Origin of the sequence: Nocardioides lianchengensis, from assembly GCF_900101465.1 — a bacterium.
Lineage (GTDB): Bacteria > Actinomycetota > Actinomycetes > Propionibacteriales > Nocardioidaceae > Nocardioides > Nocardioides lianchengensis.
Genome location: NZ_FMZM01000004.1, coordinates 111,790 through 130,471, shown reverse-complemented (window position 1 = coordinate 130,471; position 18,682 = coordinate 111,790). Strand labels below are relative to the sequence as shown.

The 18,682-nt window shown below is 74.2% G+C and carries 16 protein-coding genes; 9 read left to right on the top strand and 7 right to left on the bottom strand.

The annotated features are described in order from the left end of the window. Positions 1–27: 27 nt before the first annotated feature. The 3 genes from BLT76_RS08650 to BLT76_RS08640 all read right to left on the bottom strand — a co-directional run bounded on the left by BLT76_RS08650 (position 28) and on the right by BLT76_RS08640 (position 4,416). Positions 28–951: a hypothetical protein gene (locus BLT76_RS08650; RefSeq protein ID WP_090853876.1), complete on the bottom strand. Its 924-nt coding sequence runs from the start codon at positions 949–951 to the stop codon at positions 28–30. A gap of 235 nt (positions 952–1,186) precedes the next feature. Further along, complete coding sequence (locus tag BLT76_RS08645) at positions 1,187–1,642, bottom strand: GAF domain-containing protein (RefSeq protein ID WP_170866982.1); 456 nt, start codon at positions 1,640–1,642, stop codon at positions 1,187–1,189. Positions 1,643–1,692: 50 nt separating this feature from the next. Further along, positions 1,693–4,416, bottom strand: a complete 2,724-nt coding sequence (locus BLT76_RS08640; protein ID WP_090853870.1) for a response regulator — start codon at positions 4,414–4,416, stop codon at positions 1,693–1,695. 74 nt (positions 4,417–4,490) lie between these two features. Between BLT76_RS08640 and BLT76_RS26570 the strand changes: the two genes are divergently transcribed. Together BLT76_RS26570 and BLT76_RS08630 are read left to right on the top strand one after the other, a co-directional pair. Next, on the top strand, positions 4,491–6,032 hold the full coding sequence (locus BLT76_RS26570) for a phospholipase D family protein (RefSeq protein ID WP_090853866.1): 1,542 nt from the start codon (positions 4,491–4,493) through the stop codon (positions 6,030–6,032). A 67-nt stretch (positions 6,033–6,099) separates the two neighbouring features. After that, entirely contained in the window at positions 6,100–6,375 is a 276-nt protein-coding gene (locus BLT76_RS08630; protein WP_090853863.1) for a hypothetical protein, read from the top strand. On the opposite strand, the gene BLT76_RS08625 is transcribed toward BLT76_RS08630, so the two are convergent. Continuing rightward, on the bottom strand, positions 6,348–7,514 hold the full coding sequence (locus BLT76_RS08625; RefSeq protein WP_090853860.1) for a 4-hydroxybenzoate 3-monooxygenase: 1,167 nt from the start codon (positions 7,512–7,514) through the stop codon (positions 6,348–6,350). The genes BLT76_RS08630 and BLT76_RS08625 overlap by 28 nt on opposite strands. Before the next feature lie 34 nt (positions 7,515–7,548). Further along, the gene (locus BLT76_RS08620) at positions 7,549–8,322 is read right to left on the bottom strand and encodes an IclR family transcriptional regulator (RefSeq protein WP_090853857.1); all 774 of its coding nucleotides are present in this window, start codon (positions 8,320–8,322) and stop codon (positions 7,549–7,551) included. A 519-nt stretch (positions 8,323–8,841) separates the two neighbouring features. On the opposite strand from BLT76_RS08620, the gene pcaH reads away from it, so the two are divergent. Genes pcaH through pcaDC form a run of 4 tightly spaced genes read left to right on the top strand, consistent with a single transcriptional unit; the run spans position 8,842 to position 12,440 of the window. After that, a complete protein-coding gene (pcaH, locus tag BLT76_RS08615) occupies positions 8,842–9,612 on the top strand; it encodes a protocatechuate 3,4-dioxygenase subunit beta (RefSeq protein ID WP_090853854.1) in 771 nt (256 codons plus the stop codon). Further along, positions 9,609–10,148 (top strand): protocatechuate 3,4-dioxygenase subunit alpha, encoded by a 540-nt coding sequence (gene pcaG, locus BLT76_RS08610; protein WP_090853851.1) that lies wholly within the window; start codon positions 9,609–9,611, stop codon positions 10,146–10,148. Before pcaH ends, pcaG begins: the two co-directional genes overlap by 4 nt. 4 nt (positions 10,149–10,152) lie before the next feature. Beyond that, on the top strand, positions 10,153–11,250 hold the full coding sequence (locus BLT76_RS08605) for a lyase family protein (RefSeq protein WP_090853845.1): 1,098 nt from the start codon (positions 10,153–10,155) through the stop codon (positions 11,248–11,250). Next, on the top strand, positions 11,247–12,440 hold the full coding sequence (gene pcaDC / locus BLT76_RS08600) for a bifunctional 3-oxoadipate enol-lactonase/4-carboxymuconolactone decarboxylase PcaDC (RefSeq protein WP_090853843.1): 1,194 nt from the start codon (positions 11,247–11,249) through the stop codon (positions 12,438–12,440). The genes BLT76_RS08605 and pcaDC overlap by 4 nt, the downstream gene beginning before the upstream one ends. A gap of 10 nt (positions 12,441–12,450) precedes the next feature. Here pcaDC and BLT76_RS08595 read toward each other — a convergent pair whose 3' ends face one another. Next, a complete protein-coding gene (locus BLT76_RS08595; RefSeq protein WP_090853840.1) occupies positions 12,451–13,365 on the bottom strand; it encodes a LysR family transcriptional regulator in 915 nt (304 codons plus the stop codon). A gap of 79 nt (positions 13,366–13,444) precedes the next feature. Between BLT76_RS08595 and BLT76_RS08590 the strand changes: the two genes are divergently transcribed. After that, entirely contained in the window at positions 13,445–14,143 is a 699-nt protein-coding gene (locus BLT76_RS08590) for an aspartate/glutamate racemase family protein (protein WP_090853837.1), read from the top strand. Here the strand turns inward: BLT76_RS08590 and BLT76_RS08585 are convergent. Then, positions 14,140–15,711, bottom strand: a complete 1,572-nt coding sequence (locus BLT76_RS08585; protein WP_090853834.1) for a PucR family transcriptional regulator — start codon at positions 15,709–15,711, stop codon at positions 14,140–14,142. The two genes, BLT76_RS08590 and BLT76_RS08585, sit on opposite strands and share 4 nt — an antisense overlap. Before the next feature lie 81 nt (positions 15,712–15,792). Between BLT76_RS08585 and BLT76_RS08580 the strand changes: the two genes are divergently transcribed. After that, a complete protein-coding gene (locus BLT76_RS08580) occupies positions 15,793–17,310 on the top strand; it encodes a CoA-acylating methylmalonate-semialdehyde dehydrogenase (RefSeq protein ID WP_090853831.1) in 1,518 nt (505 codons plus the stop codon). Next, the gene (locus BLT76_RS08575) at positions 17,303–18,634 is read left to right on the top strand and encodes an aspartate aminotransferase family protein (protein ID WP_090853829.1); all 1,332 of its coding nucleotides are present in this window, start codon (positions 17,303–17,305) and stop codon (positions 18,632–18,634) included. The genes BLT76_RS08580 and BLT76_RS08575 overlap by 8 nt, the downstream gene beginning before the upstream one ends. Positions 18,635–18,682 lie beyond the last annotated feature (48 nt).

Genomic DNA, 18,682 nt, shown 5'->3' with positions numbered 1-18,682 from the left:
GGCGTTCGTGCGGACACACCTGGCGCGTCACTTTTCCAGCGCCGACCCGAGCCGCCTGCGGAACCGAGCCTGGCCCGCGGGCGTGAAGAGGGACTCGCGCAGCAGGGCGTGCCAGACCTGGATCCGGCCCGGGTCGTGCGGGCGGCCGAGCGCGAGGTCGGCGTCGCGGAGGATCCCGACGGCCTGGTGCAGGACGTGCTCGCTGGTGTAGCCGCGGCGCTCCAGGTCGGCCGCGATGATCCGGCGACCGCGCTCGAGGTCGCGGCGCTGCCGGGCGCGCGGGAGGTGGTCGGCGCCGTCGTACTCGTGCAGGAAGCGGGTGCCGAGAACGCGCAGGTCGGCGCGGGCGACGTGCCGGCCGTCCGGCGTCCAGATCTCCTGCGGCGGCTCGACCGGGACGTCGCAGACGACGTGCAGGACCCGCAGCAGCGTCTCCCAGGCCGACTCCGCCCGACCGTCCGCCAGGACCAGCGCCTCGCGCAGGCGGGGTGCGCCGCGCCGGTGCTCCCGCGCCGCGATCCACAGCTCGTCGGTCGTCGTCTGGTGGTGCTGCAGCGCGCAGTCGACCAGCACGACCAGGTCGAGCAGGCCGAGGTCGCGGCCGCACGCGACCAGGGTCTCGGGGACCGTCGTCAGCCGCAGACCGTCGATCACCTCGCTGGGTGGGATGGCGCGGTACCGGCAGGCGATGAGACCGCGTCGACGGGACGCGTGCTGGGCCTCGATCTGAGCGACCCAGACCGGGAGCGGGTCCGGGAGCGGCAGCAGCCACCAGCCCCGGACGCGCGCGCTGGTCAGGTGGGTGAAGGCGGCCGTCTGGCGGAGCACCTGCTGCCAGGCGTGCAGGTCGGAGAGCCCGGAGGAGGTACGACGGTGCAGTGCACGGGCCACGGTGTCCCAGTCGGGTCCGGGCGGCCGCGGTCCGGTGGCGAGGTCATAGCGGGTGAGCATGCCTGTCACGGTCGTCGGCACCGCGGACGCTCGGAGCCCAGGCGAGACCGGCCTGGGGATGACCGCGGCGGGACCAGTGCCTGTGGACGGTGAGGGGGCTGGGGTGGTGGCCGGGCGGGTGGTGGAAAAAGTGACGCCTCGGCACGATTCCACCGGGTGTCCGGACCGCCCCAGCGCGTCGGTTTTTCCCCGACCCCGGACCCAGCCCGTCAGTTTTTCCCGGACCCGGACCCCGCTACTGCTCCTCGATCGACGCCTTCACCGCAGCCGCACTGGCGTGCGCCTCATCCATCAGCAGGATCAGCTCGGGGGCGGTCCAGCTGCGGGGCTTGTCGTCCATCACCGACAGCACGCCGATGATCCGGCCGGCGCCGTCGGTGATCTGCCAGCCGGCGTACGAGTGGATGCCGAGCTCGGCGATGAGCGGGTGGGCGGCGACCCGCTTCTCCAGGCTGACGTCGTCGACGATCAGCTGGGCGCCGTGGTCGCGCACGTAGGTGCAGAACGACTCGATCAGCGGGATCTCGCGGGCCCGGTCGAGGTCGTCGGGGAGGCCGGAGGCGCCGATGAAGAAGTGTCGCTCGTCGTGGAAGGTCGAGAGCAGGGCGATCCGGACGTTCAGCCGTTCGCGCAGGCGGAGCGCGACATCGTCGTGCCGTTGACCGGTGTAGGCCGGGCGGGGGTCGCTCACGCGTCGAGTGTGGCCCATCGCCGGCCCGGCCGGACCGGAATCGTCGATGCTCACCCCCGGGTGAGTGCGTCCCGCGCCCGCTCCACCTCGGCGGCGGCGGCCTCGGCCAGCGCGGCGACGGTCGCGGGGTCGCCGCCGTCGCGCGCGGCGGTCTCCAGCTCGGCGAAGCGGTGGGCGACGAGCAGGGCGCCCAGGGACGCGCTCGCGGAGCGCATGCTGTGAGCGATGTCGGCCGCCGCCGGGGCGTCGGCCGCGTCGACGGCGGCGGTGAGGCCGGCCAGCTGCCGGCCCGCGTCGGTGACCCACGCGTCGACGAGGCGCTGGCGGAAGGCGTCGGCGTCGGGGCCCAGGTGGCCGGTGAGCGCGTCGAGGGCGCCCGGGTCGAGCACCGGGGGCAGGTCCTCGGCGGGCGGGGGCGCGGGCTCGGCCGGGGTCGGCGTCGTGGACCGGACCCGGCGCAGCGCGCCGGCCAGCTCCTGGGCGCGGACCGGCTTGGAGAGGTGGTCGTCCATGCCGGCCGCGAAGCTGGCGTCGACGTCGTCGACGAGCGCGCCGGCCGTCATGGCGACGATCCGCGGCTGCCGCTCGACGGGCAGCTCGGCCCGGATCCGCCGGGTCGCCTCGTGGCCGTCCATCACCGGCATGTGCACGTCCATCAGGACCAGGTCGTACGGCGCCGCGTGCACCGCCGCGAGGGCCTCCTCGCCGTTGGCGACCACGACCGGGCGCTGGCCGAGCCGCTCGAGCATCAGGGTGGCCACCTTCTGGTTCACCGTGTTGTCCTCGGCCAGCAGGATGCGCAGCCGGCCCAGGCTCTCCGGCTCCTCGACCACGGCCGCCTGGAGGTCGTGGGCCCCCAGCAGCTGGGCGACGGTGTCGCGCAGGGAGGCCGCCTTCACGGGCTTGGTCAGGTGGACCAGCCGGACGGAGGCCGCCTCGCGCACCGGCTCGCCGAGCGAGGTCAGCAGCAGCAGCGGTACGTCGGCCCACGCCGGCAGCTCGCGCAGCCCGCGGGCCAGGTCCAGCCCGTCCAGCTCGGGCATGTGCATGTCGAGCACGCCCAGGTCGAGCGCGCCGGGGGTGGCGGCCATGGTGGCGAGCGCCTGCGCCGGGTGGGCGAAGTCGACGACGTGCATCCCCCACGCCTCCAGCTGGGCCCGCAGGATGTGGCGGTTGGTGTCGTTGTCGTCGACGACCAGCGCGTGCCGGCCCCGGAGCTCGGCGGGCGCGACCCGGGTGCGGTCCTCCTCGCCGTCGGCGGCCCGGCGCATCGGGACGACCATCGTGAACGTCGAGCCGGTGCCGACCTCGCTCTCGACGACCAGCCGGCCGTCCAGCGCCTCGGTCAGCCGCTGGCTGATGGCCAGCCCGAGGCCGGTCCCGCCGTACACGCGGGTGGTGCTGCTGTCGACCTGGCTGAAGGAGCGGAAGAGCCGGTGCATCCGGTCCTCGGGGATGCCGATGCCGGTGTCGCGCACGGCCAGGGCCAGGACCGGGCGGTCGGGGTCGGAGCCGTCCTCGACCCGGACCCGCACCAGGACCTCGCCCTCGGAGGTGAACTTGACCGCGTTGCTGAGCAGGTTGACCAGCACCTGGCGGACCCGGGTCACGTCGCTCTCGACCACCGCGGGTACGTCGGGGTCGATCTGCGCGACCAGGTCGATGCCCTGGGCGGCGGCCTGCGCGGCGACCAGGTCGAGCGAGCTCTCGACGCACTCGCGCAGCGCGAACGCGTGCTGCTCCAGGTCGAGCTCGCCGGACTCGATCTTCGAGAAGTCGAGGACGTCGTTGATGATCGTGAGCAGCGCGTCGCCCGAGGCCTGCACGGTCTCGGCGTAGTCGCGCTGCCGGTCGTCGAGGTCGCTGGCCAGCAGCAGCCCGCTCATCCCGATCACGGCGTTCATCGGGGTCCGGATCTCGTGGGACATGGTCGCCAGGAACGCCGACTTCGCGACGTTCGCCGCTTCCGCGTCCTGGCGCGCGGTCACCAGCTCGCGCTCGCGCTCGACCAGCGCCCGGGCCATCCCGTCGAGGCCGGTCCCGATGTCGCGCAGCTCGTCGGGGGCGTCGCCGCGCGGGCGCGGCTCCAGGTCGCCGTCCCGGATCCGGCCGATCGCGACCAGCAGCTCGTCGACCGGCTCGACCACGGCCGCGCGGAGCGTACGGCGCTGGCGGCCGACGACGTACGCCGCACCGCCGAGCAGGAGCACCTCGACCACCAGGCCCACGGCGAGGACGGTGGTCTTGCGCTGCTGGGCGTCGGCGCGGCGCTGGTCGGCGTACGTCTCGAGCTCGTCGTGGACCGTGCGGTAGTCGTCGAAGAGCGCCTTGCCGCGGTCGATGAACTCCCTCTTCGCGGGGCTGCCCGGCTGAGCGGCCAGGGCCGTCCCGGTGCCGAGGGCCTCGTCGACCCAGTCGTCGGTCCAGCGCTGGCTCGCGCGTTGTTGGGCCGCCAGCATCTCGGCGATCCGGTCGTCGCCGTCGAGGTAGCGCTCCGCGTCCTCGAGCTGCTCGCGGGCCGCCACGACGCCCTCGGAGTAGGGCTCCAGGTCGCTGGTCTGCCCGGTCAGCAGATAGGCGCGCAGCCCGGTCTCCTGGTCGAGCATGGCGAGGTGGGCGAGCCGGACCGCCCGCGCGCCGTTGGTCGCGCGCTCCAGGTCGCGGTCGAGCGAGAGCGCGAGGTAGCCGAGGATGGCGCCGTTGACCAGCGCCACGAGCGCGACCGTCAGCAGACCCGTGAGCGTGACTCGGCCGACCTGTCGCGCGAGGGACACGTAAGGAATGGTCTCACGAGCGTCGAGAGGTCCTACCCGTTCGGGTGACCTCACGGCCGGGTACGAAGGCGGACGTGACCGACCGCGACTGGCTGCTGACCACCGAGGAGCGCGGCAACCCGCGGACCCGGCTGGGCGCCTGGACGGCAGGCAACCTGGTCCGGCCGCTGGTGCACGGGGCGACGTACTTCGCCGAGCTGTTCGAGCGGATCGAGGCGACGGTGGCCGGCGACCTGCTGTTCTTCACGGACTGGCAGGGCGACGCCGACGAGCGGCTGACCGGCGAGCCCGGCAGCGAGGTCGCCGAGGTGCTGGGGCGGGCCGACGAGCGCGGGGTCGACGTACGCGGTCTGGTCTGGCGCTCGCACCCGAGCGCGATCGGCTTCACCGAGGACCAGAACCGCCGGCTCGGGCGCGACCTGCAGCGGCGCGGCGCCGAGGCGCTGCTCGACATGCGGGTCCGCACCGGCGGCTCGCACCACCAGAAGCTGGTCGTGATCCGGCACCGCGACGACCCGTCGCGCGACGTCGCGTACGTCGGCGGCATCGACCTGTGCCACTCGCGCCGCGACGACCTCGACCACGGCGGCGACCCGCAGCCCCAGCCGATGGCCGAGGAGTACGGCGCCACCCCGCCCTGGCACGACCTCCAGGCGGCGATCAGCGGGCCCGCGGTGCACGACGTCGAGACCGTGTTCCGCGAGCGCTGGGAGGACCCGACCCGGCTGAGCCGCAGTCCGGTCTACTTCTTCGGCGACAAGTTCCGCGGGCTCGACGTACGGCCGGACCCGCTGCCGCCGCAGGCGCCCCCGCCGCCCGCGGCCGGGTCGCACACGGTGCAGCTGCTGCGCACGTATCCCAACCTGCGGCACGGCCGCGACTACCCGTTCGCCCGTGGTGGCGAGCGGAGCGTGGCCCGCGGCTACACCAAGGCGCTCGACCGGGCGCGACGGCTGGTCTACGTCGAGGACCAGTACCTCTGGGGCCACCACATCGGCAACGCGTTCACGCGCGCGCTGCGCGAGCACCCCGACCTGCACGTGCTCGCGGTCGTCCCGATGCACCCCGACCTCGACGGAGTGATGGGGCGGACCCCGCAGCTGCTCGGACGGCGCCGGGCGATGCTGCAGATGGCCGAGGCGGCACCCGGCCGGGTCGCCGTCTACGGCATCGAGAACCACGCCGGCACGCCCGTCTACGTGCACGCCAAGGCCTGCGTCATGGACGACACCTGGACCTCGATCGGCTCCGACAACTTCAACCGCCGCTCCTGGACCCACGACTCCGAGCTCTCCGCGGTGGTGGTCGACGAGGACGGCGCCTACGGCCGCGACCTGCGGCTCACCCTGGCCGCCGAGCACCTCGACCGCTCACCCTCCGACGTCGCCGACCTCGCCGACCCGCACGCCATGTTCCGGGCGTACGACGCCGCCGCGGCCGCCCTCGACGCGTGGCACGAGGGCGGACGCGTCGGTCCGCGGCCGCCCGGTCGGCTGCGCCGGCTCGCTCCCCCCGACCTCGGCCCGGTCGCCCGGGCGCTGGCCACCCCGGCGTACCTCTGGCTGCACGACCCGGACGGCCGGCCCCGACCGCTGCGGAGGCGGGACGGGTTCTGACCGGGGTCCCGGCCACGGCGGACCTTCGACCCTGCTCGTCGCGCCGCGACCGGCGCAGGCTGGAGCCATGAACGAGATGAACCCCGGCAGCTTCAGCTTCGGCCCGCTCTGGTGGGCGATCTTCCTCGGCGTCATGGCGCTCGCCGTAGTGGCCGTGATGTGCCTGTTCCTGTGGCAGGCCAGCAGGGAGTCGACCCCGCGGGCCGCCGTGCCCGTGCGCCTCGACCCTGCCCTCGGGTCGGGTCAGCGGGTGGGGCAGCTCGCCGTCGACCAGGACGCGGCCGACGCGAGCCGGGGCGGCATCCTGGCGCCGGCTCAGAAGCCGATCGGCAGCCCGGCGTAGTTCTCGGCGAGGCCGGTGGCGCCGGCCTCGCTGCTGGTGACCCAGCGCAGCTGCGAGAGCTGGAGCTGCTCGTCGAAGGGGTCGCCGCCGGTGTGCAGCATGGTGGTCATCCACCAGGAGAAGTGGGTGCAGCGCCAGACCCGCCGCAGCGCGGTGTCGGAGTAGGCGTCGGCGAGCCGGGTGTCGTCCTTGCGGAGCAGGTCGACCAGCGCGGGCGCGAGCAGCGCGACGTCGGCGACCGCGAGGTTGAGCCCCTTGGCTCCGGTGGGCGGGACGATGTGGGCGGCGTCGCCGGCGAGGAAGAGGCGGCCGTGCCGCATCGGGGACTGCACGAAGGAGCGCATCGGCAGCACGCTCTTCTCCGTGATCGGCCCGTCGGTCATGGCCCAGCCGTCCTGGCCGTGGCCGAGCCGGTCGCGCAGGGCGGCCCAGATCCGGTCGTCGGACCACTCCTCGGGCGCCGTCCCGTTCGGCACCTGGAGGTAGAGCCGCGAGACGGTGGCCGAGCGCATGGAGTGCAGGGCGAACCCGTCCGGGTGCCAGGCGTAGATCAGCTCGTCGGTCGACGGGGCGACGTCGGCCAGGACGCCGAGCCAGGAGTACGGGTAGGTCCTCGCCCAGGTGCTCGGCGACGGGAGCGCGCTGCGGCTCGGGCCGAAGGAGCCGTCGCAGCCGACGACGACGTCGGCGGTGATCCGCTGCTCCTCGCCGTCCTGCGTGAACGTCACCGAGGGGTGGTCGGTCTTCAGGTCGTGCAGCGCGGTGTCGCCGACCTCGTAGACGACCTGCTGACCCGCCGCGCGGCGGGCCGCGACCAGGTCCTTCTGCACCTCGGTCTGGCCGTAGACGTGCACCGCGCGGCCGACGAGGTCGACGAAGTCGAGATGGTGCCGCTCGCCCGGCCACTGCAGGTGGATGCCGCGGTGCCGGTCGCCCTCACGGTCCAGCCGGTCACCGAGCCCGGCGTAGCGCAGCAGGTCGACGGTGGACTGCTCCAGGATGCCGGCGCGGATGCGGCCGGCGACGTACTCCTCGCTGCGGGACTCGACCACGACCGACTCGACGCCCTCGGCGGCCAGCAGGTGGGCGAGGAGCAGGCCGGCCGGGCCGGCGCCGACGATCGCCACCTGGGTTCGCATGCTCGTCAGTGTTCGTCGGCACAGGCGGTGAGACCTAGGCGGGTGTTCCGGTCACCGGAAGTCCGCTGATCGCCCGGCCGACGCCGTGCGCGGCGACCTGGAGGGCGGCCACCAGCCGCGGCCGGTCGTTCCTCAGGGACGGGACGACGATGCCCAGCGCGGCCACCACGTCCGGCCCGCGCCGGATCGGCACCGCCACCGAGCAGGCGCCCAGGCTCATCTCCTCGACCGTGGTCGCCCAGCCCTCCCTGACCGTGCGCGCTAGCTGGCGGCGCAGCGTCCCCGGCTGGGTCACCGTGTACGGCGTGACGCGGGTCAGGTCGCTCAGCACCGCCGCCTGCACGTCGGCCGGCGCGTGCGCGAGCAGTACCTTGCCGACCCCGGTCGCGTGCAGCGGCAGCCGCGACCCGATGGTGCTCACCACCGGCACCGACGCGTGCCCGGCCAGCCGGTCCAGGTAGAGCACCTCCGCCCCGTCGCGCACCGCGAGGTGGACCGTGGCCAGGGTGGCGCCGTACAGGTCGTGGAGGTACGGCGACGCCACCTCCACCAGTCCCGCGTTCAGCGGCGCCAGCAGCCCGATGTCCCAGAGCCGCCGGCCGACGACGTACCGCCCGTCGCTCGCGCGGGCCAGCGCACCCCACTCGACCAGTTCGCCGACCAGCCGGTGCGCCGTGGCCAGCGGCAGCCCCGCCCGCCCGGCCAGCTCGGTCAGGGTGAGCCGGCGGTGGTCCTCGTCGTACGCGCCCAGGAGTGCCAGCGCCCGGCTCGTGACCGAGGCGCCGGAGCGGGACGCGTCACCGGCCATGGGGCCATCATCGCTGGTGCCCCTCGCTGGTGCCCCTCGCGCCGGTTGCGGTTCACGCTGGTTGAGGTGTGAGGGCCGCCAGGCCCGAGCCTCGAAACCCGGTGAGTCGGGAGTCGGCCTGGGTCGAGGCCGTCTTGTGGCAAGACGGGTTTCGAGGCTCGCTTCGCTCGCACCTCAACCACCGGTGGTCACCGCCGTTGCCGGTGGTTGAGCAGGTTGCGCAGCAACCGTGTCGAAACCCCTGCACCCGGGCGCCGTCGTCGGGCTGCGGGGGTTTCGACACGCTCACCCGCTGGCGCGGCTTCGCTGCTCAACCACCGATCCTCGCCGCCGCTGCCGGTGGTTGAGCAGGTTGCGCAGCAACCGTGTCGAAACCCCTGCACTCGAGCGGCGTCGTCGGCTTGCGGGGGTCTCGACACGCTGACCCGTCGGAGGAGGGGGAGCTGGACGGCGCCGGACTTCCGCTGAGCGGAAGGCGAACGGGACCTCGCGTGCCGGTGGCGTCGTACGGTCCGGGACGTGACAGCAACCTCTTCCGACACCGCGGCCACCACCCAGGCCGAGGTCAGCGCCGAGATCGCGGCACTCTCCCGGGCGTACGACGACGCGGGCACGACCGAGGAACGGGTACGGCTCGACTACCCGCCGTACCGCAGCAGCATCCTGCGGCACCCCACGAAGGACCCGCACCACGCCGACCCCGAGGGGATCGAGCTGTGGTCGCCGGCCTTCGGTCACACCGACGTCGACCCGCTCGAGGCCGACCTGACCATCCAGCACGCCGGCGAGCCGGTGGGGGAGCGGATGGTGGTCACCGGTCGGGTGCTCGACGGCGACGGCCGGCCGGTGCGGCACCAGCTGGTCGAGGTCTGGCAGGCCAACGCGGGCGGACGCTACCTCCACAAGCGCGACCAGCACCCCGCGGCGATCGACCCGAACTTCACCGGCGTCGGGCGCTGCCTGACCGACGGTGACGGGGTCTACCGGTTCACCACGATCAAGCCGGGGCCCTACCCGTGGAAGAACCACCGCAACGCGTGGCGCCCGGCGCACATCCACTTCTCGGTCTTCGGCAGCGATTTCACCCAGCGGCTGGTCACCCAGATGTACTTCCCGGGCGACCCGCTGTTCGCGCTGGACCCGATCTACCAGGCCATCGTCGACCCGCGGGCCCGCGAGCGGCTGGTGGCGTCGTACGACCACGACGTGACGCAGCCCGAGTGGAGCACCGGCTACCGCTGGGACATCGTGCTCACCGGCGCGCACCGCACCCCGATGGAGGACGCGTGAGCACCCCCACCCCCGGCCAGACGGTCGGCCCGTTCTTCGGCTACGCCCTCCCGTACGACGGCGACAGCGAGCTCGTCCCGCCGGGCAGCCCGGGCGCGGTCCGGCTGTCCGGGCTGGTCCTCGACGGCGCCGGCCAGCCGGTGCCGGACGCGCTGCTCGAGCTGTGGCAGCCCGACGCCGACGGGGTGGTCTCCCGTGAGACCGGCTCGCTACGCCGGGACGGCTTCACCTTCACCGGCTGGGGTCGGGCCGCGACCGACCACGCCGGTCGCTACTCCTTCACCACCGTCGCGCCCGGCCCGACGGCCTCCGGCGCGGCGCCGTTCTTCGCGCTGACGATCTTCGCGCGTGGCCTGCTGGACAAGCTCCACACCCGCGCCTACCTCCCGGACCCCGGGGCCGACCGGCTCCTCGAGTCCGTGCCGGCCGAGCGCCGGGACACCCTGGTCGCGCGGCCCGACCGGCACGGGTTCGTCTTCGACGTCCGCCTGCAGGGCGAGGGGGAGACCGTCTTCCTGCGTCACGCGCGAGACTGACCGCATGGCTGACCTCTTCTGGCCCGGCGACGACCGGGCCGGCGACCACTTCACGTCGGAGTCGTTCCTCGCGGTGATGGTCGAGCTCGAGGCCGAGTGGGCCGACCTCGACCTGTCCGACGTCGACGCCGAGCGCCACCTGGAGTGGCTGGTCAACGAGTCCGAGATCGGCGGCAACCCGGTCATCGGGCTCGTCGACCTGCTCCGCGAGGCGACCGGAGACCGGTCGATCCACCGGGGCCTGACCAGCCAGGACGTCGTCGACACGGCGCTGGTGCGGATGGCCGAGCAGGCGGTCGCCGACCTGCGCCACGACCTGGACGCGGTGGTCGCCCGGCTGGCCGCGCTCGCGACCGAGCACCGCGACACCCCGATGGTGGCCCGCACCCTGACCCAGCACGCGGTCCCGACGACCTTCGGCTTCCGCGTCGCCCAGTGGCTGACCGCCGTGCTCGACGCCCGCGACGACGTACGACGCCTCGAGTTCCCCGACCAGCTCGGTGGGGCCGCGGGGACGCGCGCAGCGATGGTCGAGCTCGGGCGGGACCTGCCGCTCGACGAGCTGCCCTGGCACACGACCCGCGCGACCGTGACCCGGATCGGCGACGCGCTCGCCGGGTGCGCCGACGCCTGCGCGCGGATCGCGAACGACGTCCTGGTGCTGGGCCGTCCCGAGATCGGTGAGCTCGCCGAGGGCTCCGGCGGCGGCTCGTCGACGATGCCGAACAAGGCCAACCCCGTCCTCTCGGTCCTGGTACGGCGGGCCGCGCTGACCACGCCCCAGCTCGCCGCGACCCTGCACCTGGCGGCTGCCAGCCAGGTCGACGACCGCGCGGACGGCGGCTGGCACGCCGAGTGGGCGACCCTGCGCGACCTGGTCCGGCGCACCCTGGTCGCGGTCTCGCAGACCTCCGACCTGCTCGACGGACTGGTCGTCCACGCCGACCGGATGGCCGCGACGCTGGCGGCGGCGGGCGACGGCGTGCTCGCCGAGCAGCGCACGATGGCCCGGGCCGCGGGTCACGACCCCGCGCCGACCTACCTCGGGCAGGCGGGGGCGATCATCGACGCCGTCGTCGCCCGATCGAAGGAGAACCCATGATCCCCGCCATCACCGCGGTGCGGATGACCGGCGCCGCCCACCGCGCCGACCTGCCGCTGCTGGTCCTCGGCCCCTCGCTCGGCACCTCCGCGAGCACCCTGTGGACGGCCTGCGCCGCGGGCCTGACCGAGGTGTTCGACGTGCTCGCCTGGGACCTCCCCGGGCACGGCCACAACAAGGCCGTGCCGGAGGAGCAGTTCACGATGGCCGAGCTCGCCAGGGGGGTGCTCGCCGTGGTCGACGACGTATGCGAGCAGCGCGGCAAGGCCGGCAGCACCTTCCTCTACGCCGGCGACTCGGTCGGTGGTGCCGTCGGGCTGCAGCTGCTCCTCGACGTCCCGGACCGGGTCGGCGGCGCCGTGCTGCTCTGCACCGGCGCGAAGATCGGCGACCCCGCGATGTGGGCCGGCCGGATCGGCCAGGTGAGCGTGTCCGGCACGCCGGTGATGGTGGCGGGTTCGGCCGAGCGCTGGTTCGCCCCGGGCTTCCTCGACCGCCACCCGGACGTCGGTTCCGCCCTGCTGGGCGCGCTGCAGGACACCGACGACACCGGCTACACCCAGGTCTGCCAGGTGGTCTCCGACTTCGACGTCCGCGACCGGCTCAGCGAGATCACCGCACCCGTGCTCGCCGTCGCCGGCGCGCACGACGTCGCCACCCCGCCGGCCCTGCTTGAGGAGATCGCCGACGGGGTCCGCGACGGCCGGCTCGTCGTCCTCCCCGACGTCGCCCACCTGGCCCCGGCCGAGGCGCCCTCGGAGGTCGCGGCGCTGCTGCGCCAGCACCTCCTCGGGGAGCCGCTCCCCGCCGAGCGCGGCGAGCGGTATGACGCCGGCCTCGCCGTACGCCGCGAGGTGCTCGGAGACGCCCACGTCGACCGGGCCACCGCGAACGCCACGGACTTCACGCGCGACTTCCAGGAGCTGATCACCGAGTACGCCTGGGGCGAGATCTGGACCCGTCCCGGCCTGGACCGCCGCAGCCGCTCGCTGATCACCCTCACCGCCCTGGTCGCCCGCGGCCACCACGAGGAGCTCGCGATGCACGTGCGGGCCGCGCTCCGCAACGGGCTCACCGTCGACGAGCTGAAGGAGCTGTTCCTCCAGACCGCGATCTACTGCGGTGTGCCCGACGCCAACACGGCGTTCCGGATCGCCCAGGGGGTGCTCGCGGAGGAGGGCCTGGCCTGAGCCCGGGGCGCTAGGCCCCCACCCGGGCCGGCCGGCCCCGCAGCACCTCGGCCGCCGAGGCCTGCAGCCGCTCCATCAGCGCCCGGATCGCCGGGACCTCCTCCGCGCCGGGGCGGTGCACCAGGCCGATGGTCCGCCCGCCGAAGAACGCCGAGCGGCGGACCTCCACGTCGGGGTGCCGGAACGCGGCCAGGGCCAGCTGGGGCAGCACCGTCACGCCCAGCCCGCGGGCCACCAGGTTCTGCACCACGACGTAGTCGTCGCTCTCGTGGAGGAGCTCGGGCTCGAAGCCGGCCTCGCGGCAGCAGCCGACCAGGTGCTGGCGGCAGCGCTCGCACCCGGCCACCCAGCCCTGGCCGGCCAGCCAGCGGGCGGTCACCTGGCGCGGCAGGCCCGCGTCCGGACCGGCCACCAGGTACGTCGGCTCCGCGCCCAGCGGGACGTGGGCCAGTCGGCCGTCCTCCTGCGGCTGGCCGTCGTACCCGAACACCACGGCGACGTCGACGTCCCCGGTCTGCACCGCCGCCCAGGCCTCGGGCGGCTCGGACTCCACGAGCGTGACGACGACCCCGGCGTGCAGCGCGCGCAGCTCCTGGACCGCGTGCGGGACCAGGGTGGCGGCGGCCGACGGGAAGGCGGCCAGCCGCACCCGCCCGGCCCGGAGGTCGGTGAGCGCGGAGAGCTCCTCGCCGGCGAGGTGGAGCTCGTTGGCCACGCTGTTGGCCCGGCCGAGCAGGATCGTGCCGGCCTCGGTGAGTCGGGTCCCGCGGCTGGTCCGCAGCAGCAGGGCCGACCCGACCTCGCGCTCGAGCATCGACAGCTGCTGGCTGACCGCCGACTGGGTGGTGCCGAGCTCGCGGGCCGCCGAGCTGAGCGAGCCGGAGCGGGCGACGGTGCGGAAGAGCAGGACGCGGCGCGGATCCATCCGGCCATCAGATCACCTAAGGGATGCTCTGAGCAATGGAAGGCTACCTGGGATCGGTGGATCGGCGGACCATAGGAGCATGGAGACCCTGGGCCTGATCGGCGGCATGAGCTGGCACTCGACGGCGACCTACTACCGGATCATCAACGAGATGGTCGCCGAGAGCCGCGGCGGCCACGCCTCGGCCCGGATCGCCCTGCAGTCGCTGGACTTCGCGGAGGTCCGCGAGTGCCAGGTGCGCGGCGACTGGGACCGGGCCGCCGAGCTGCTCGTCGAGGCCGGCCGGCGCTGCGTCGCCGGCGGCGCCACCACTGTGGCGATCTGCACCAACCTGATGCACAAGGTCGCCCCGCAGGTCGAGGCCGCTCTCGACGTGCCGCTGCTCCACATCGGGGACGCCGTGGCCGCCGAGGCCCGGCACCACGGCTGGGGCACGGTCGGCATCCTCGGCGCCCGGTGGGTGATGGAGGAGCCGTTCTACAGCGAGCGCCTCGCCCGGCACGGCGTCGGCACCGTCACCCCGGGGCCGCGGGACCGCGACGCGGTCGACCGCGTCATCTTCGACGAGCTCACCCAGGGCGTCGTCCGGGACGCCTCGCGCGGGACCTACCTCGACGTGATCCGCGACCTGGCCTCCCAGGGCGCCGAGGCCGTCGTGCTCGCCTGCACCGAGATCGGCCTGCTGGTCGGGCCCGGCGACAGCCCGATCCCGGTCATCGACAGCGCCGAGGCGCACGCCCGCGCGCTGGGCCGCATCGCCCAGGGCGTGACCGTCTAGACCCCGAGCTCCGCCGCCACCAGCGCGGCGTGCAGCGACACCCGGATGTCCGGGTCGTCCAGCCGCTCGCCCAGGACGGCCTCGGCCTTCGCGAGCCGCGCGTAGTACGCCGGCCGCGACAGGTGCAGGCTCGCGGCGGCCTGGGCCTTGCCGGCCGGGTTCAGCAGCAGCGCGCGTACGGCGGCCACCAGCTCGGTGCCGTGAACGGCGTCGTGCTCGCGCAGGGGCTCCAGCTCGCGGGCGACGAAGAGCCGCAGCCGGTCGTCGTCGGCGAGCAGGGTCAGCAGGCCGCGCAGGTGCACGTCCTCGAGCCGGTGCACCGGACGGTCGGCGGGCCGGTCGGGGCGGACCGCGTCGACCACCTGCCGCGACTCGCGCAGCGTCCGGTCGGCGGTGGCCAGCGAGGCGGCCGGCCGGCCCGCGCCGACGACGGCGGAGTGGCGCCGCAGGAGCGCGGTCGCGAGCCGGTCGACGACCGCCTCCGACGCCGTCGGGGAGACGGCGAGCAGCACCCGCACGTCGTGGTCCATCTCGCAGATCAGGGCGGGCAGGCCGGCCTCGTGGGCGGCGTGCACGACGGCGGCGAGCACCTCGCCCGCCGACGACCGGCGCGACGCGTCCGGGCGCGGCCGGATGGTCAGGCCGACGTACGAGCGCCGGGTCGTGGGCAGGCCCGCCAGCTCGCAGCGTCGTACGACGTCCGCCGCGGCGGGGTCGGTCTGCAGGGCGAGGAGCAGCTCGTGGTGGGTGCGCCGGACCAGGTTGTCGCGGTCCCGGTCGTGCAGCCGGTGCAGGGCCAGCGCGGCGGCCCCGCGCTCCGCGATGGCCACCAGCCGCTGGGAGGGCGGGCGCGGGGAGAGGACGACGAGCCGCCCCCAGCCGCGCTCGCGCGGGCCGAGCCGGGTCAGCAGCCAGCCCTGCTGCTCGTCCCAGGTCGTGCGGCCGGCCAGCGGCACCCGGCCCGAGCGGGTGGTCCAGCCGTCGAGCAGCTCGCCGGGGTCGTCCGGTCCGGCGAGGTAGTCGACCACCTGGTGCTGCTCGCTCTCCAGCACGACCGTCGCGCCGGCCAGCCGCTGCACGGCGGCCAGGATCTCGCCGGGGTCCGCCTCGGCGAGGCTGAGCGCGGTGAACGTCTCGTGCACCCGCTCGGCCTCCCGCAGCTCGGCCAACTGCTCGTCGACCACCCGCTCGCCGACCGCCTGGGTGATCCCCGCGAAACGCGTCACCCGCTGCAGGCACACCAGCGGCAGCCCGGCCTCGGCGCAGGCCGCGACCAGGGTGTCCGGGACGGCCGACCAGCGCCGCCCGAGCTCGACCATCAGGCCCGCGGCGGACACCTCGGCGAGGCTCTCGGCGAAGGCGCGCAGCCCGGCCTCGGCCTCCGGCAGCGCGATGCCGGTGGTCAGCACCAGGTCGCCGCCGCGCAGCAGCGGGGCGATGTCCGGCAGCTCGGTCGCGTGCACCCAGCGCACCCGCCGGTCCAGCCCGTCCGCCCCGGTCAGCAGCACCGGCTCGGCCGCCCGCAGCACCGGCATGGCGAGCACGTCGCGCAGGGTGACGTCGGTCATCGCGGCAGCCTTACAGATCGTCGGGTTGTTGTCGGGAATCGTACGGTCCGTCGGGCGCCGTCCGCGCGGGCACGCCCGAGGATGGGGTCCATGACGATCTCCCACTGGTCCGCGGGGGCGCCGTACGCCGGCTCCTCGACGCAGACGGCCGACGTGACCAATCCCGCCACCGGCCAGGTCAGCGGCCAGGTCGCGCTGGCCAGCCGCGAGGACGCCGACCACGTCATCGCCGCCGCGAAGGCCGCCGCGCCCGGGTGGGCCGCGACGTCGCTGGCCCGCCGTACCCAGGTGATGTTCGCGTTCCGCGAGCTGCTCAACTCCCGCAAGGGCGAGCTGGCCGAGCTGATCACCGCCGAGCACGGCAAGGTGCACTCCGACGCCCTCGGCGAGATCGCCCGCGGCCAGGAGGTCGTCGAGTTCGCCTGCGGCATCTCCCACCTGCTCAAGGGCGGGCACAGCCCGAGCGCCTCCACCGGCGTCGACGTGCACTCGACCCGCCAGCCGCTCGGCGTCGTGGGCATCATCAGCCCCTTCAACTTCCCGGCGATGGTCCCGATGTGGTTCTTCCCGGTCGCCATCGCGGCCGGCAACACGGTGGTGCTCAAGCCCAGTGAGAAGGACCCGTCCGCCTCGCTCTGGCTCGCCGAGCTGTGGAAGGAGGCCGGGCTGCCCGACGGCGTCTTCAACGTCCTGCAGGGCGACAAGGTCGCGGTCGACGCGCTCCTGGAGAGCCCGGACGTCGCCTCGATCAGCTTCGTCGGCTCCACCCCGATCGCCGAGTACGTCTACGAGCGGGCCAGCCGGAACGGCAAGCGCGTGCAGGCCCTCGGCGGCGCGAAGAACCACATGGTCGTGCTCCCCGACGCCGACCTCGACCTGGCCGCCGACGCCGCGGTCAACGCCGGCTACGGCAGCGCCGGCGAGCGCTGCATGGCGATCAGCGTGCTGGTCGCCGTCGAGCCGGTCGCCGACGAGCTGGTGGCCCGGATCGCCGACCGCACCCGCACCCTGGTCATCGGCGACGGGGCCAAGGGTGTCCAGCAGGAGTCCGACATGGGCCCGCTGGTCACCCGCGCCCACCGCGACAAGGTCGCGTCGTACGTCGAGGCCGGCCAGGCCGCCGGCGCCAAGCTGGTGATCGACGGCCGCGAGGTGCAGGCCGCCGGCGCGGCCGACGGGTTCTGGCTCGGCCCGACGCTGTTCGACCACGTCACACCCGACATGGACATCTACACCGACGAGATCTTCGGCCCGGTGCTGTCCGTGGTGCGGGTGGCGTCGTACGACGAGGCCGTGGCGCTGGTCAACAGCAACCAGTACGGCAACGGCACGGCGATCTTCACCAACGACGGCGGCGCCGCCCGGCGCTACGAGAACGAGGTCGAGGTCGGGATGATCGGGGTGAACGTGCCGATCCCGGTGCCGGTCGCCTACTACTCCTTCGGCGGCTGGAAGCGCTCGCTCTTCGGTGACACCCACGCCCACGGTTCCGAGGGCGTCCACTTCTTCACCCGGGGCAAGGTCGTCACGACCCGCTGGATCGACCCCGCCAACCGGCCGACCGGCGGCCTCGAGCTGGGGTTCCCGCAGAATGACTGACCCGCAGCGCACCTACGAGCTCGACCGCAAGCACGTCTTCCACTCCTGGTCCGCCCAGGCCGAGATCACCCCGATGGTGGTGACCAAGGCCGACGGGTCGTGGCTCTGGGACGGCGACGGCAACCGCTACCTCGACTTCACCTCGCAGCTGGTGTTCACCAACCTCGGCCACCAGCACCCCCGGGTCGTGAAGGCGATCCAGGAGCAGGCCGCGACGCTCTGCACGATCGCGCCGGTGGCGGCCAACGACGCCCGCTCCGAGGCGGCCCGGCTGATCGCCTCGCACACCCCGGAGGGCCTGGACAAGGTCTTCTTCACCAACGGCGGCGCCGACGCCAACGAGCACGCGATCCGGATGGCCCGCCTGCACACCGGCCGGCACAAGGTGCTCTCGCGCTACCGCAGCTACCACGGCGGCACCCAGCTGGCGATCAACCTGACCGGCGACCCGCGGCGCTGGCCCAACGACCACGCCTCCGACGGCGTCGTGCACTTCTTCGGGCCGTTCCTCTACCGCAGCGCCTTCCACGCCACGACCGAGGCCGAGGAGTGCGAGCGCGCGCTGGCGCACCTGGAGCAGGTCATCGCGCTCGAGGGCCCCGGCACGATCGCCGCGATCCTGCTCGAGTCGATCCCCGGCACCGCCGGGATCATGGTCCCGCCGCCCGGCTACCTCACCGGCGTCCGCGAGCTCTGCGACCGGCACGGCATCGTGCTGATCGCCGACGAGGTGATGGCCGGCTTCGGCCGCGCCGGCAGGTGGTTCGCGGTCGAGCACGACGCAGTGGTCCCGGACCTGCTGACCTTCGCCAAGGGCGTCAACTCCGGCTACGTCCCGCTCGGCGGCGTCGCCATCAACGAGGCGATCGCGGCGACCTTCGACCACCGGCCCTACCCCGGCGGCCTCACCTACTCCGGCCACCCGCTGGCCTGCGCGGCCGCCGTCGCCACCATCACCACGATGGAGGAGGACCGGGTCGTCGAGCACGCCGCCGCTCTCGGCGAGGAGGTCTTCGGCCCCGGCCTGACCGAGCTCGCCGGCCGCCACGACTGGATCGGCGAGGTCCGCGGCACCGGCGTCTTCTGGGCACTGGACCTGGTCGCCGACCGGACCACCCGCGAGCCGCTCGCGCCGTACGGCGGCTCCTCGCCGGCGATGGGCGCGGTCATCGCCGCGTGCAAGGCCGAGGGGCTGCTGCCGTTCGCCAACTTCAACCGGATCCACGTCGTCCCGCCGCTGACCATCTCGGCCGAGGACGCCCGCGCCGGCATCGCCATGCTCGACCGCGCCCTCGCGAAGGCGGCGGACTCGTTGGTCGAGTAGCGAGCGGCTCTCGTTGGTCGAGTAGCGAGCGCCAGCGAGCGTATCGAG